10 protein-coding genes are annotated in these 15025 nt (G+C 41.6%); 7 read left to right on the top strand and 3 right to left on the bottom strand.

Annotated features, from left to right (window positions below):
• The first annotated feature begins 709 nt into the window (after positions 1-709).
• Positions 710-1531, top strand: a complete 822-nt coding sequence (locus RRG12_RS18205; RefSeq protein ID WP_069073874.1) for an SDR family NAD(P)-dependent oxidoreductase — start codon at positions 710-712, stop codon at positions 1529-1531.
• A gap of 38 nt (positions 1532-1569) precedes the next feature.
• Here the strand turns inward: RRG12_RS18205 and RRG12_RS18200 are convergent, their stop codons facing one another.
• Positions 1570-2808, bottom strand: coding sequence for a ScyD/ScyE family protein (locus RRG12_RS18200; protein ID WP_420760250.1), 1239 nt, complete (start codon positions 2806-2808; stop codon positions 1570-1572).
• Positions 2809-3245: 437 nt separating this feature from the next.
• Between RRG12_RS18200 and RRG12_RS18195 the strand changes: the two genes are divergently transcribed.
• Positions 3246-4751 (top strand): glycosyl hydrolase family 57, encoded by a 1506-nt coding sequence (locus tag RRG12_RS18195; RefSeq protein WP_420760249.1) that lies wholly within the window; start codon positions 3246-3248, stop codon positions 4749-4751.
• 88 nt (positions 4752-4839) lie between these two features.
• On the opposite strand, the gene RRG12_RS18190 is transcribed toward RRG12_RS18195, so the two are convergent.
• The gene (locus RRG12_RS18190) at positions 4840-6198 is read right to left on the bottom strand and encodes a sensor histidine kinase (RefSeq protein ID WP_420760248.1); all 1359 of its coding nucleotides are present in this window, start codon (positions 6196-6198) and stop codon (positions 4840-4842) included.
• Positions 6199-6472: 274 nt separating this feature from the next.
• On the opposite strand from RRG12_RS18190, the gene RRG12_RS18185 reads away from it, so the two are divergent.
• The 3 genes from RRG12_RS18185 (at position 6473) to RRG12_RS18175 (ending at position 9650) form a co-directional block, all read left to right on the top strand.
• Positions 6473-7420, top strand: a complete 948-nt coding sequence (locus RRG12_RS18185) for an IS5 family transposase (protein ID WP_420758163.1) — start codon at positions 6473-6475, stop codon at positions 7418-7420.
• A gap of 138 nt (positions 7421-7558) precedes the next feature.
• Positions 7559-8365 (top strand): Uma2 family endonuclease, encoded by an 807-nt coding sequence (locus RRG12_RS18180; RefSeq protein WP_420760247.1) that lies wholly within the window; start codon positions 7559-7561, stop codon positions 8363-8365.
• Positions 8366-8480: 115 nt separating this feature from the next.
• The gene (locus RRG12_RS18175) at positions 8481-9650 is read left to right on the top strand and encodes an S-layer homology domain-containing protein (RefSeq protein WP_420760246.1); all 1170 of its coding nucleotides are present in this window, start codon (positions 8481-8483) and stop codon (positions 9648-9650) included.
• Positions 9651-10006: 356 nt separating this feature from the next.
• Here the strand turns inward: RRG12_RS18175 and RRG12_RS18170 are convergent, their stop codons facing one another.
• Positions 10007-10456 (bottom strand): CAAD domain-containing protein, encoded by a 450-nt coding sequence (locus RRG12_RS18170; RefSeq protein ID WP_069073881.1) that lies wholly within the window; start codon positions 10454-10456, stop codon positions 10007-10009.
• Between the two features lie 1018 nt (positions 10457-11474).
• Here RRG12_RS18170 and RRG12_RS18165 point away from each other — a divergent pair.
• Both RRG12_RS18165 and RRG12_RS18160 read left to right on the top strand, forming a co-directional pair.
• A complete protein-coding gene (locus tag RRG12_RS18165) occupies positions 11475-13199 on the top strand; it encodes a sensor histidine kinase (RefSeq protein WP_069073882.1) in 1725 nt (574 codons plus the stop codon).
• 165 nt (positions 13200-13364) lie between these two features.
• Positions 13365-14612: a bifunctional sterol desaturase/short chain dehydrogenase gene (locus RRG12_RS18160; protein ID WP_420760245.1), complete on the top strand. Its 1248-nt coding sequence runs from the start codon at positions 13365-13367 to the stop codon at positions 14610-14612.
• Positions 14613-15025 lie beyond the last annotated feature (413 nt).

The raw sequence follows: 15025 nt of genomic DNA, 5'->3' as shown, positions 1-15025 counted from the left end.
CTCAAAGCTAAACCTAAAGAAATTAGCATTTGTCTTAAAGTTTGGTTGATAATTCAAGACAATCATTTAGCCTACTCCTACTCTTTTCAAAAAATAAAAATCATCAACCTGTATTTTCAATAAAACAGTAAATTTACTGATGTAATTCTGTGAGTTTATTTGGAACTAACTATTGCAACCATAAGGCAAAATGCTATATGTCTTTTTTGTCTCTAAGCTGTGAATTAGACATAGCAATTTCCCAAAAAAGTAGCTCTTTGTCAGGGAATTAAGATATTTGTACTGAGGGATTCATAAAAACTTATTTAATAAAATCTTTTATATATATATGCTTGTCGTTAAGAAGTATTAAGAAATCCTTATTAAAGAATATTGCAATACCTTGATTTAATTGCTAACGTGTGTATGACAACGATGCTGATGAGCGCTCGGATCTAGGAGACATAAAAATCTATGAGCTACATGCATTCAGCCAATTGTGTTAGGGTTTGACGGGTTAAAAACGAGAAATTTCTGCCTCGTATAGACAATTATGAGGAATTGCAGATTAACCAAGAAATATCTCGTTGCCAAAGGCTTAGTTTCAGTTTGATTTCAATTGTGATTGATTATTTGTCTTACCTTGTGCCGACAAGCAAGTAGCTCTTGATTGTGTATATCGGCAATAACGAAGAGTTTGGTAGGACTTAGATTTTGGAGGATAAAACGAATGGAGATTCAAGGTAAAGTTGCCCTAATTACAGGGGCTTCTCGTGGTATTGGACGAGCGATCGCTCTCGAACTAGCGCAACAAGGCATCAAGCGGCTGATATTGGTGGCACGCGATCGCCAAAAGTTAGTTGAGGTAGCCGACGAAATTGAGGCGATGGGAACAAAAACTGCGATCGTAGCCTTAGATTTGACGCAGACAATTGATGTAAATATCGCTGTTGCCCAACTGTGGCGCAATTTCGGGCAGATTCACCTGCTGGTTAACTGTGCGGGAGTCGCATACCAAACCTCGTTTTTACAATCTAAAATGCCTCAAGTTCAAGAAGAACTCTCTGTGAACTTGTTAGGAATGTACAACCTCACTAGTTTGATTGCTCGACGCATGGCCAGCCAAAGACAAGGAACAATTGTCAATGTATCGAGCCTGATGGGGAAAGTTGCAGCACCAACGATGGCGACATACTCAGCAACCAAGTTTGCCATCTTAGGATTTACCCAAGCCTTGCGCCAAGAACTAGCTGAACACAATATTCGCGTCATTGCATTATTGCCTTCCCTGACAGACACAGACATGGTGCGCGACTTAAAATTATTTCGCTGGGTGATCCCCATGACTCCCCAGCAAGTGGCGAAAGCACTTGTTACCGGAATGCAAAATGATTCACCAGAAATTTTAGTCGGATGGCAAAGTCATTTAGCGGTGTTGTGTCAACGCATCGCGCCTTGGTTGCTAGAGCTAATTTTACGAATAGCAGCTCCGCCAGCACCAAGAAGACAACGACCTCTGGAAAAACTTATCCCTTCGCGTAGCGTCTCGTAGAGAAGGGGAGACGCCGAGGGCGATCGCTGACTCAACACTCAGCATTCCTGAACAAACTTGTCCGAAATCTTCAGTCGTTTAGCTTTATTCTTGTGCAACAAAGCAATGCTCACAGTGCCAAGAAATGCTAATAAGCTGAAAGTAGAACTAGATTCAGGAACAGACTTAGGATTCTCAATTTTGAGAACTTGTCCAAGTCCAGGGCGATCGCCTCGGTTTGTCACGTAGATAGCACCATCAGCACCAATAGTCAAAGCAGTAGGAGACTCTAATCCATTGCCACTAAGAATAGTTGTGCGAGTTCCATCACTCGCTATTTTAATCACAGCACCATCTAGATTACCTTTCCAGAGTGACTCATTAGCGTACTGCAAAGCATATAAATTACCCTCAGCATCAAAATCTAAGTCAGTAAGTTGGGTAAAGCCATCGGTATAAACTGTTGATTGACCATCAGCACCAACTCGATAGATTTTTGCTTCACCTTCTGGAAAAGGAAAACCAGTTAATTGGCTAATATAATAAGCGCCATCTGGGCCTTTAGCGATATTTGTCGGTACAGCTTGGATTTCAAATGGCGATGATGATGCGCCAGAGGGAAAAATTGGATTAGTTAATGTCTGCCGGGGAATTGTAGCGATCGCCTTTAAATTACTTCCATCAGTTCCTACACTGAGTAACTCATTAGCACCGGCATCAACTGCAAAAATGTTATTCCCATCTAAAAGAAGAGAGAAGGGATTGCTAATTAGATCGCCTTGATCTGGATTGTTTGCAAGTTCATAATTAGCTAAATCAGCAACACTAGTCCACGAATTTGTATTGAAATTAGCAGTAATGATTTTTCCTAAGTCGGTGTTACCTAATGCCGCCCGAAATGTGGGATTTGAACCATATCCAATTGCAATATAAGGCTTGCCAGTAGCATCAAATTTGATATCTTGAGGCCCAGAAGTATCAGTACCATCTGGTAATGCTAAAGAAGGAAGTCCTGTAAGTATACGTTCTTGCGTACCATTTGCAATTTTGGTAACTGCACCAGTTGTGCCATAACATAAAGATTGGTTGGCAACGCTCGGTGAAGGAACACAAGCTCCACTGCCGCCTGTTCCTGCTTCGGTGACGTAGAGATTCCCATCAGTACCAAAAGTTAGACCTCGTGGATTATTAAGACCATCAGCAATTACCGAAAATGATGCCGCCTCTGCTGCTTTCATTCCCGAAAAAGCAGCAATACAAACACTCAAAAATGTAATTCCAAATTGTTTTAGTTTCATGAGACTCCTCCTAAAATTAAATTTGCCTAAAGCATAGAATAGAAAGTTTTATCTTGAAAAATAATAATATTTAATGTTTATAGTTTTTGGGGATTTTACAGCTTACTTTAAAAGAAGGAAACAGATCCAAGCCCAGAAATTCAGGTTTTATCTGGATTTCTGAATTTTGAGTTGTATCATACCATTTCCAAAAATCTTTGCAACATAATGAATCGGCTATAGAGGCGTACAGATGTACATCTCTAGCAACAAAATTAAATAGAATTGCTGTATATTCTCTAACGCTTTTTATACAAGTGTGATATTCCAACTGTTGAACTACACAGATTTTGCGGGACTACAAGGTGATCGCAGTTTGCATCAATACATAAAGTTACAGAGCAGAAATTGCTGTGCGATCGCATAATTAGACATACCTTGTTTCGGAGCAAACAGAAATGCTTTCCTTCCCTACAACTCTGACTCCTTTGCCCGAAATCATTGATGGCTTACCGAATATTTCTGGTTGGGAAACAGAGGTTCTCTCTGTAGTTAACCAAGAGCAACCAGTATTTTTACCCACAACGAATATCCGCTTAGAAGACGTAAATGCTGTATTTGCGATCGCTTTGCACATGCACCAGCCAACTATACCTGCTGGAAATGGCGGTACACTGATCAGCAATCTGCAATATATGTTTGAACATCCCCATGAAGGGGATAACCACAACGCAGATCCTTTTGCCTATTGTTACAGTCGCATGGGTGACTTGATCCCCGAACTTGTGAGTCAAGGTTGCAATCCGCGTGTGATGTTGGATTACTCTGGTAATCTGCTGTGGGGACTGCGGCAAATGGGACGTGGTGATGTTCTGGATAATCTTAAACGGATTACTTGCGATCGCACCTACCAACCTTATGTAGAATGGCTGGGTACAATGTGGGGTCATGCAGTTATTCCTTCCACACCCATAGCAGATATAAAATTACATATCGTTGCATGGCAACATCACTTTGCCGCAATTTTTGGTTGGGAAGCACTAGCGCGAGTTAAAGGATTTTCGCCTCCAGAAATGCACCTACCAAATCACCCTGACGCTCTCTTTGAATTTGTAAAAGCGCTGAAAGAATGTGGATATCGCTGGCTACTTGTTCAAGAACATTCTGTAGAAACTCTTACTGGCCAATCTCTCACTTATAAACATTTACCACATCGTCTAATTGCCCGTAATTCTCAAGGCGAAACAATTAGCATCACAGCTTTAATTAAAACCCAAGGTTCGGATACTAAATTAGTTGCTCAAATGCAGCCTTATTATGAAGCGAAAACATTATCCAAACAACAAGTTGGCGGTGTATTTATACCACCAATAGTTAGCCAAATTGGTGATGGTGAAAATGGCGGTGTGATGATGAATGAATTTCCTAGCGCTTTTAAACAAGCTTGGGGGGATATGGTAAATAACGGCGGAGGAAAATCAGGTGTTGTTGGGGTGTGTGGTACAGAATATTTAGAATTAATCGAAGCTGCGGGATGTAAACCTGAAGATTATCCAACTTGTCAGCCAGTCGGACAACATCAAATTTGGGAGCGAGTTTCACCAGAGAATATTCAACCGCAAGCTGTAGAGAATGCTATTCAAGAATTGAAGCAAACAAACTCTAATTTTCATCTAGATGGAGCCTCGTGGACAAATCATATCAGTTGGGTAAAAGGATATGAAAATGTGTTGTCTCCCATGTATCAATTAAGCAGTTTATTTCATCAGAAGTTTGATCCATTGCTGCAAACTGACTCAGCAGAACCAGTCACCAGACAATCTCAATATCGTAACGTTCTTCTACATAACCTTTTGCTGCAAACCAGTTGTTTTCGTTATTGGGGACAAGGTGCTTGGACTGATCACGCGCGGGAAATTTACCAACGTGGCGAAAGCTTGCTGCAAACGACTGTGAGATTATAGATCAATACAGTTCAGATAAGCTCAAAATCCTCATGTAGAGACGCGATAAATCGCGTCTTCAAAGACCAAATACTTAGCTGAGGTTTAATCAAACTAAAGGCAATAGGATTTCAAATTTTGTACCCATACCAGTCTGTGAATGAAAATTCAATTTACCGCCATGTCTCACAGTAATAATTCTATAACTTACTGCTAAACTAGTATTTTTACCATTCTTTGTTTCAAGAGAAAAAGAATCCGTAATTTGCTGTTGTAATTCTTGAGACATTCCAGAGCCATTGTCAGCAATGCGAATTAAAACCCAACGAGAATCTGGTGCATTTGGGTCACTTGTTTCTTGTGAAATAACTTCTGTGGTAATCTCAATTCGGGGTTTTTGAACAGTCTTTGTCTCATCTACATGCAACTGCTGTCGTACTGCTTCATTGAGTAAAGTATCAACAACTTCACTTAAAATATTCAACAAAACCTGGTTTAGCTGCCCCATAAAGCAATACACGGGCGGTAATTGCCCGTAGTATTTGACGATTTCAATTTCTCCTTGAATCCGGCTATTAATTAACAGAATAATACTATCTATACAGGCATGTAAATCTACTGGTTTAGGATAGAGTTCATCGATATGACAAAAGTTTTGTAGGCTGGTGACGAGTTTCTTTAATCTTTCTGCTCCGGTGCGGATACTGGCAAGCGATCGCGACAAATCTTGTTCTAAAAAATCAAATTCAATTTCTTCTTTGATCTGATTAATTGCCTGAGAAACTGATGGTAACTCTTGATCGTAAGCTGCTATCAGTTTGAGTAAATCTTGGCTGTAGGTTGAAACATAAGTTATGTTACCCCAAATAAAGCCTACTGGGTCTAAAATTTCATGCGCTACGCCGTCAACCAAACGCCCCAGATTTGCCATTTTATCATTTTGAATCAATTGGGCTTGGCTACGTTCATACCGCACTAGATTGTCGATTCCTCGAATTTGCCAAGAAATAATATTCAATTCTTGGACATCTAACAATCTATAAGCACCAGATTCGGTTTGTACTACAATTGGTTCTGCTAATAATTCTGGCGATCGCTTTAAGCTAAGTTGCATCGTAGTTAAAATCGATGTTGTATCTGCAACCAGCAACATCGGCGTTCGCGCATAGCTGTAGAGAACGGCTAATGGTTGCTGAACAAATAACTCTTGTCCGAATGGGCGAATCAAAAATTCCAGCAGTCGCCGTCGGGAAATCATTCCAATGAATTGTCCCTGTTCTACCAAAATTACTCCTGGTAACAGGGGATATTTTTCCAAAAAACTAGCCACTTCCATACCGGTGTGGTTGATTTCCACCGTGAAGTTATACATTGGTAGCTCTTGGAGGGTTGAATCCAAACCAAGATCGCGATCGCTACCCTCAGACAAAAATGGCGGTGAGATTTGGTAACTGAATTCTTCTGGCACTAGACACCCTGATTTTTTCAAAGACAGGTAAACAATAAGTTAATATTTTACATTCTGCCACCCTCAAAATCCGGTTTTGGTTTGGGTATTTAGTAAGACTAGTGGTCTTGAAGGCGAAAATCTTTCTCAGGTGACTGGAAGCAATTGCCGTGCGATTTCTGATTTGGGCGGAGAATATTTACAGAGGGCGTTGTTGCATGAATAGAGAAAAATGGTAAATTTTACTTATTCCTTCCTACCTCTACTAATCCCCTCCTAGTTTCTTAGTTGGACTATGAAGACGAAAGCCAAAACTAACTACAGAGTCCGTAACTGGCAGGAATATGATGCGGCGCTCAAGCAGCGAGGGAGCCTGACTTTCTGGGTGAGTGAAGAAGTAATCGAACAGTGGCGCAACGAAAAGAAAACAGGACGGAAAGGAGCCTCCAACTATTACAGTGACGTGGCGATCGCTACGATGGGAACTGTACAATCGGTATTTAACTTAGCAGGGCGGCAGACGGAAGGATTTCTAGAATCACTGTTTATCTTGATGGGAATTGAGTTGAAGGTACCAGATCACTCCACCCTATGCCGTCGTTTGAGCAATTTATCGGTGGAACTGCCCGTAATCCCAAAGGATGACGCAATCCATGTTGTAGTGGATTCAACTGGGGTAAAAGTGTATGGTGAAGGAGAATGGAAAGTTCGCACACATGGGGTAGGTAAACGACGGACGTGGCGGAAGTTGCATCTGGGAGTTGATCAAGGAAGCGGAGAGATTTTGGCTGCGGTGGTGACTACTAATGATGTAGCTGATTGCGAGGTACTACCCGACTTGTTGGAGCAGATTGACTCCAATATTGAACAAGTATCTGGTGATGGCGGTTATGACACAAACAAAAGTTACGACACAATCACTCAACGCCAAGCCAAAGCAGTGATTCCACCTCGCAGTAACGCTCAGATTCAACAGCCTCATAACTCTGAACTGCCTCCACATCAAAGAGATGAAAATTTGCGTCGGATACATCAAATTGGTCGCCAGCAATGGAAGCAAGAAAGTAGATATCATCGACGTTCTTTGTCTGAAACAGCTATGTTTCGACTAAAAATTATTTTTGGGGGTAAGCTAAGACGACGCTTTTTTGACAATCAAGCTGTTGAGTTATTTCTGCAATGTGCTGCACTTAATCGCATGATTCAGTTAGGCAAGCCAGATAGCTACAAAGTGGAAAAATAATTACTAACTCTGCTAAGAGTTGGTGTGCCTTTTTTCTGTTTCATGCAACAAAGCCTTTACAGAGCGATGTCTACGACGGGCTACGCCTATGCAAGCTACACTAAAAACAACCTTTACAAAGCGTGCAAAGGTAGCGTTATGACCTCTGTAACCAATCCACCCAACGCCCTCACCCCTTTCCCTGACCATACCCAGCTTCCTGATTCCGATGGCACGTTTGTGTTCGCGGAGCGTGCCGAAGGCAAAAACTGGCAAGAGCATCCTCAAAGCATCTTACTAACTGATTCGATTACACCTGTCCTCAAGCAATTAAGTCCTGAAGGCCAATATTGCATTGGTCAGGACTTAGGCATTTACTGGCGCTTGACTGATCCCCCGGAAAAAGGCGCAGAAGCACCGGATTGGTTTTATGTACCGAATGTACCGCCTACACTAAATGGGCAAACGCGACGTTCTTATGTATTGTGGCGGGAGTTTATTGCTCCGTTGATTATCTTGGAATTTGTCTCTGGGGACGGTAGTGAAGAACGAGACAAAACTCCTTGGAAGGGTAAATTTTGGATTTATGAACAAGTAATTCGTCCTCCCTTCTACGGCATTTATGAAGCGAGTAAGGCCAGTATAGAAGTTTATCATCTGATTGAAGGACAGTATCAGATATTACCAGCAAATGAACGAGGACATTATCCCATAGTTGCTTTGGGTGTTGAATTAGGTTTATGGCAGGGAGTTTATCAGAATGTGGAATTACCCTGGCTGCGTTGGTGGGATTTACAAGGTAATTTGCTGTTGAGTGGGGATGAAAGAGCAGAACAAGAACGTGAAAGAGCTGAACAAGAACGCGAAAGAGCCGAACAAGAACGTGAAAGAGCTGAACAAGAACGTGAAAGAGCCGATCGCCTAGCTGCCCAATTGCGATCGCTCGGCGTTGAACCAGAAACCTGATATTTTACTAGAAATTACGAATTACGAATTACGAATTAAAAAAGGCTGGTGTAAAACAGTCATCTGTGGCTTAATTTGTTTAGACACAAATTTTACTGCTACCAGGGTAATCACGATGACAAATAAACCTCCTTCCGAACCAGAGTCATCCCAAAGAACTGCCCTTGGCTTTGATGAGTTTATAGCCATTCTGGTTGCGTTCACCACTATCGGAGCAATTCTTTTTTGGTCATTGTCCCGCAGGGATTCTAGCTTAGACTTAAACGGGCTGCTGTCGCCTTCCTCCACTCCGTCTTCTAGTGTTCAACCAAATCAAGTATTGCCTTCCCCTACTCCCAAGGTAGAAGCAAATGCAGTGCCGAAAAACGTTCTACCCTATTCTCCAACTGAGCCTGTTGTTGAACCCACGACACCTTCATTCCCAACTAATAGCGCAACTCCTTCTGGCGCAGTGTTGCCATCTACTCAGGTAATCCCAACTCAATCCCCACAAGCACCTGTATCCTCTTCAAGAGAAGTTGAATCGACAATCGTATCATCAGCATTGCCTTTAGTAACTCCGGCAAAACAAAAATCAATCATTCCGCCGCCAATTGCATTTAACGATGTGCCGACTGACTTTTGGGGTCGGCGTTTTATAGACGTTCTTTCTTCCCGTGGTATTCTCAAGGGGTTTCCTGATTATTCTTTTAGACCAAATCAGCCTGTAAACCGCGCCGAATTTGCTGCCATACTGCAAAAAGCTTTTGAGCAAAAACAGTCTAAGACTGCGATCGCATTTCAAGATGTACCAGCGAAATTTTGGGCAACTCCAGCAATTGACCAAGCCATCAGTGCCGGATTTCTCAAAGGCTACCCGAAACAATCCTTCAAGCCACAACAAAATATTTCGCGAGTGCAAGTTTTAGTTGCCCTTACCAGTGGGTTAAATCTGCAAGCACCCACTTCTCCAAATCAGATTTTAAGTGTCTATAAAGATGCTAAAGACATTCCAGCCTATGCTACTAGCAAAATAGCCGCTGCTACAACCAATGGTCTGGTAGTTAACTATCCAAATCCACAACTTCTTGCTCCCAACAAAGTAGCTACTAGGGCTGAAGTGGCAGCGATGATTCATCAAGCTTTAGTAAAACAGGGCAAGTTGCAGGCAATTCCATCTCAAAATATTGTGCGTAGGAGTAATCCCCCGCAGCAGGCATCGCCCAAAATATCTCCAGAAGTTTTGCAGACTCCAAAACAGAACCCAAACGGTAAATTGTCTGTCGGAAGTTCGTCTCAACAATAATTCCTAATTCGTAATCAAATCAAGAGCTAGAGTCCCTGATTTATAAAGATTGTAGCGTTATTGATCGGGATTTAGAATCCATATATAGCCGTAGTCAAACAGATTAGGACAGTGTTGATTACTCAAAGTCTTGAAAAACTGGGTTTTTACTCAGCACTGGCTCAACACCCCGCTATATAACGTAATTACGAATTATTAATGAACTTGTAGGGAATTTTACGAGAAGTCTGACTGCCGACTTTCGGCGGTCAGACTTCTGTTATTTGAAATTAAGCATACTCCTATACAGAAGCAAGCTATGGGTAGTGTCTGTCTACGACACGCTCTCGCGTTCGTAGAGAAGCGATAATCAGATGTTAAGCTTCTGGAATTTCTTTACCGACAACTTGTGATTTAAGAGTGGTGATTTCAGTAGTTAACTCTTTCCTGGTTGAGGCTTTGAGTAAATAGCGGTAAACAAACCAGGCAGAGTAACCAATACCAATCAACTCAAAAGTAGGTGCTACCAAGGGTATATCATTCAAAGCATCTAATATTGCCAAGAGTACTTTAACCCCAACAATTGATCCCAAAATTAAACCAACTGTTACCAGGGGTTGCTTATATTGATTAAAGAAGCTTCCCAGATATTCTGGCAATGTTGCTAAAAAGCTAGAAATTTGCTCACCGTATTTTAGCCATTCGTCTTGAGACTGTGCGGCAGGCTGGATTTTGGTGATGGTTCCCGTTTGGTTGTTGATCTCTGCCACTGTAGTCTCTTTAGATGCGGTTTCCGTAAATTCTTGTTCTGGCATTTTCACTCCCATAAATTTGACAGTTGAGTTTTTCTAATCTGGATAATTACAACCAAAAGGCTGTTGATTAGGTAATGCACAAGTGCATCATTACAATTGGGTGAAGGTCACAAAAGGGTTTTAGTGTCCTATAACCATAATTGCCCCGTAATATCTACTGCATCAACTACAAGGTAGACAGTCAGTAGGAGGATAGAATTCAGAAGGCAGCAAGATGTATTATAATCAACCTTCTGATACTATTTTTTAGAATCAACTGGAATCCTCAGGTTGTGATTATCCCATTCCGTGTCATTTGCCCATAATCGTACTAAATCTAAGTACAAATCATGCAAAAATCATTCCACCTCTCATTTATATAAGCCTAGAAGCGGATTTTATCTGATATTAAAGCTATCTTAGACCGCGTTCGTCAATTAACCCATTCGTATTGATATTAATACGTAATAAAAATTTTTGTGTGTTCATACAGACTAGACTTTTAACTTATTTTATGATAAACGTGACTCAATACTGGGGGATGAGGGAGATGATAGGACAAAGTTAAAGGGAAAAGGATAAAGAAACAAACCCCTTCCCCCTTCCCCTTTACCCTTTACCCTTTTTCATAATCCCCCATGACCCATGCCCAACAAATGTCAAACCTTTTGTTTTTTTCCTGATTGTATTAATTTTATAAGGAAGCAGTAAGTTAGAGTAGTGGCGTACCTGATGGCAAAAACTAATTGCTATCAACCGCATATTGAGGAAAGTGTTGTGGTAAAGAGAAGATGCTCTCTGGCGGGTCGTTAATGCAGAAAACTATTCATTGCTGCTGACAAAAGTGAATTCTGTACGCCTTCGTAAGTTTACTTAGGAGCATTGCTATAAAAAGCACTCATATAATATAAGGTTATGCTAATTATCTAATAAGCAATGATTTGCTCTTGCGATAAAAGAAGATAATGTAGATGTTAATAACTAAATTGAAGTGTTTGTACAAGCTAGACTAATTTGGTGATTTTTGTGGGAAGGCAAGGAGGTTTGAGAAATGCCAACTCAAAAGCCAACCCCTATCGACAGCAGTTCAGAAAGCAAAAAAGTGCCAGCCGAAGAACCATCGACAGACGAACTCCCAACTATAGAATTTCCCTCACGAGGGAAACTCAAAGCTAGTTCTTGGCGCATCCATCAAAAAATCGGCTATGGTTACTTTGTAGCGATCGGAATTGGCTTTTTTGGCTCACTGACTGGGTTGGTGATTGCCAACTACTACCGGGGAAGGGAAGTCAGACAATTCAATCAAGCCTATGAACAAGGACAACTACTGAGTAATTATAAAGATGCAGTCATCGGGGCGCAATTACATAGCTCTAACCTAGTTGCTGTATTAGAAAATTCACAACAACTGCAAAGTAAAAAAGCCGATTTTCTGAAGAATGTTGAAAAAGCCAAGCAATTAGAGTCAAAAATTGGTGGATTTATTGACAGTAAACCGAAAAGACTAGCAGCAACAAGTTCGACTTTACAGACCTTATTGCTGGATTACCAGACTAATCTAAAAGCTTACGTTGACCAAATAGAGGTTGTCTTACAGAAAATTGACTCCCAGGAAGTGCAGCCTGAAGAGATTTCCTCTGCCCGATCGCAGTTATTAACAATAATGCGTGGTGGAACAGCCATACGGCTAGACCAGCTTTCGCAAAACTTGACTAACATCCTGCAAACTGCTGAAGATCAAGAGCAAGAAAGGCAAAAAGCCGTTGAACAGGCGAAAATCGTTGAGCGATTCATCGTGATCATGAGTATGCTGGTTTCGGTAGCGATCGCAGCTATTGTAGCTTGGCGTACCAGTCGGGCGATCGCTGAACCAGTTATCACTGTCACCCAAGTAGCTGAACAAGTTGCAAGGAAACATAATTTTGATTTGCGAGCGCCCGTTACCACTGAAGATGAAATCGGCTTACTCGCCAAATCTCTAAATCGTCTGATTGAGCGGGTATCTGAACGAACAAAAGAACTACAACAAGCTAAAGAATTAGCCGAAGCTGCAAGCAAAGCAAAAAGCATATTTCTGGCCAATGTCAGCCACGAATTACGCACACCATTAAATGCTGTCATTGGTTTGAGCCAACTTCTAGAAGACGACGCGACTGATCTTGGTTTATCGGCAGACTTTATCACAGACTTAGAAACAATTAACGCTGCTGGTAAGCATTTACTGCACTTGATTAACGAAATCCTCGACTTGTCAAAAATTGAAGCGGGGAAAATGACCCTCTATCCTGAGACATTTGAGATTGGGACGCTGATTCATAACGTCGTCCTCACAGTCAAACCAGCGATAGAAAAAAATTCCAATGTTTTAGAAGTGGATTTTGATCAGCAACTTGGCACCATGTACGCTGATCAAACTAGGATGCGGCAGGTATTGTTAAACTTACTCAGCAACGCCAGTAAATTCACTACAAACGGTAAGGTGACGCTGACAGTCAAGAGAGAAAAAGATGAATTCCGACCGGAGGCTCCTTTGGGAAGCATTACTTTTACCGTTACCGACACAGGTATAGGTATGTCTCATCGTCAACAGCAGCAGTTATTTCAACCTTTTACACAAGGAGATACTTCGACGACGAAAAAGTATGGAGGTACGGGACTGGGATTAGCAATTAGCCGTCACTTTTGCCAGATGATGGGTGGTGAAATTATTGTCAAAAGTCAGCCGGGAATTGGTTCTACTTTCACCATTCGTCTACCAATGACTGTGCAGGATTGAAGGATAAGGTGTAAAGGATGTATTTAAAACCTTTCCCCATTCCCCATTCCCCATTCCCCATTCCCTATTCCCCATTCCCTTTGATTTTTATTTGCTCTAGACTCGACCTTAACGCACCTTTGTCAGATCATAAAGAATGATTAAGAAAAACGAGTATAGACAAACATGATAAAAATGCTAGCTGAAAACTTGATGGGGATTGAAGCAAGATTACAAATTAATTGGGTTTGGCTAAATGCCAGCTTACAGTTTGCTATTTGGGGAATTTTTTCACTTTTACTCGCTGAAGTCTTGAGAGACAGCTACCATGCTTTGTGTCACCAAGTCAATTGGCTTGCTAAATGGCACAACAAGCACCATAGCGCCTATCGCCGCGATTTATCGATAGTTTCCCTGAAAGTTTACCAAGAATCCCAGCTATATCACGACATTTTAGAGTCGAGTCTACTGTTGATGGTATTGGTAGTCGTTGCCTTAATTGTCCAGCAAATGGGGTTATGGCTAGGAGTAGTTTATGCTTCTACCTTCTTATATGGCGCGTCTGTACGATATTTTCAGGGAAAAATTGATACAGATTACAACCACCTACCCGGCCCTTTAGAAACAATACCATCCATTTGGTGGGTGAATCGGTCTTACCATTGGCGACATCATTTTGATGATGTCAACGCTTACTACAGTGGTGTCTTTCCCTTGGTGGATAAAATTCTTGGTACAGGACTGTCTATCAAGGGTAAAACCATCGCTTTAACCGGAGCATCAGGAGCGTTGGGTCAAGCGTTAACGGCTGAACTTGTAAAGAATAATGCTAAAGTTGTCGCATTAACCACTAATCCAGAAAAATTAGTAGAGCAAACTGGGGTGAAGGTAATTCCCTGGCAGTTGGGTAATGAAGCTAATTTGAGGGATAGTTTAGAGAAAGTAGATATTTTAATTATCAACCACGGAGTCAATGTCTACACCAGCCGTACACCAGAGGCTATCAACTCCTCTTATGAGGTGAATACCTTTTCAGCATTGCGGTTGATGGATATATTTTCGACAACTGTAACAGGCCCACAAGCAAAAGCAACTAAGGAAATCTGGGTAAATACTTCTGAGGCTGAGGTTTCTCCAGCACTGAGTCCGCTTTATGAACTCAGCAAGCGATCGCTAGGAGATATGATTACCCTCAAGCGTTTGGACGGGAATTGTGTAATTCGCAAGTTAATTCTTGGCCCATTTAAGAGTCAACTGAATCCTTATGGAGTGATGTCTGCACAGCAAGTTGCTCGTGCTATCTTATTTTTGGCACGGCGAGACTTCCGAAATATTATTGTGACAATAAATCCTCTCACCTATCTGCTATTTCCCTTAAAAGAAACTAGTACATGGTTATACTATCGAATCTTCAGCCGGACAGCCAAAAGTTAGTCGATCGAAACAGAATTCAGGAATCAGGAGCGGAGCCGGAGACGCTCCGCCTCCGGTCAGAATGGGCTAAACCTTAGCTATCCGCTAACAGAATGATATTTGTATGAGTGGCGGATAGCGTAGCGGTAGCGAGTATTCGATAGCATAGCGTTAGCGAGTCTTCTCCCAAGGGGAGACGCCAAGGGCGAACGAGCGTCGCGTCTGAATAAACGGGTTTGAAACCCCCACCAAATCCAATACAGTTCAGATAAAGATCAAAACACTTGTAGAGACGGCGATTTATCGCGTCTCGAATACCCACAATTTTGTACAATTAGCCCTTAGAGGATGTTTGAAAAGTCATGATTGATGTATCAAATATTTTTTTACCCCTCCCTAACCCTCCCCTTATGAAGGGGAGGGAACCGGATTTT

This window comes from Nostoc sp. CALU 546 (assembly GCF_048836525.1).
This window is presented reverse-complemented; position numbering and strand designations above follow the sequence as displayed.

Coding starts and splice junctions, on each gene's coding strand:
- RRG12_RS18205 (WP_069073874.1), top strand. CDS start 710: ATGGAGATTCAAGGTAAAGTTGCCCTAATTACAGGGGCTTCTCGTGGT.
- RRG12_RS18200 (WP_420760250.1), bottom strand. CDS start 2,808: ATGAAACTAAAACAATTTGGAATTACATTTTTGAGTGTTTGTATTGCT.
- RRG12_RS18195 (WP_420760249.1), top strand. CDS start 3,246: ATGCTTTCCTTCCCTACAACTCTGACTCCTTTGCCCGAAATCATTGAT.
- RRG12_RS18185 (WP_420758163.1), top strand. CDS start 6,473: ATGAAGACGAAAGCCAAAACTAACTACAGAGTCCGTAACTGGCAGGAA.
- RRG12_RS18180 (WP_420760247.1), top strand. CDS start 7,559: ATGACCTCTGTAACCAATCCACCCAACGCCCTCACCCCTTTCCCTGAC.
- RRG12_RS18175 (WP_420760246.1), top strand. CDS start 8,481: ATGACAAATAAACCTCCTTCCGAACCAGAGTCATCCCAAAGAACTGCC.
- RRG12_RS18170 (WP_069073881.1), bottom strand. CDS start 10,456: ATGGGAGTGAAAATGCCAGAACAAGAATTTACGGAAACCGCATCTAAA.
- RRG12_RS18165 (WP_069073882.1), top strand. CDS start 11,475: ATGCCAACTCAAAAGCCAACCCCTATCGACAGCAGTTCAGAAAGCAAA.
- RRG12_RS18160 (WP_420760245.1), top strand. CDS start 13,365: ATGATAAAAATGCTAGCTGAAAACTTGATGGGGATTGAAGCAAGATTA.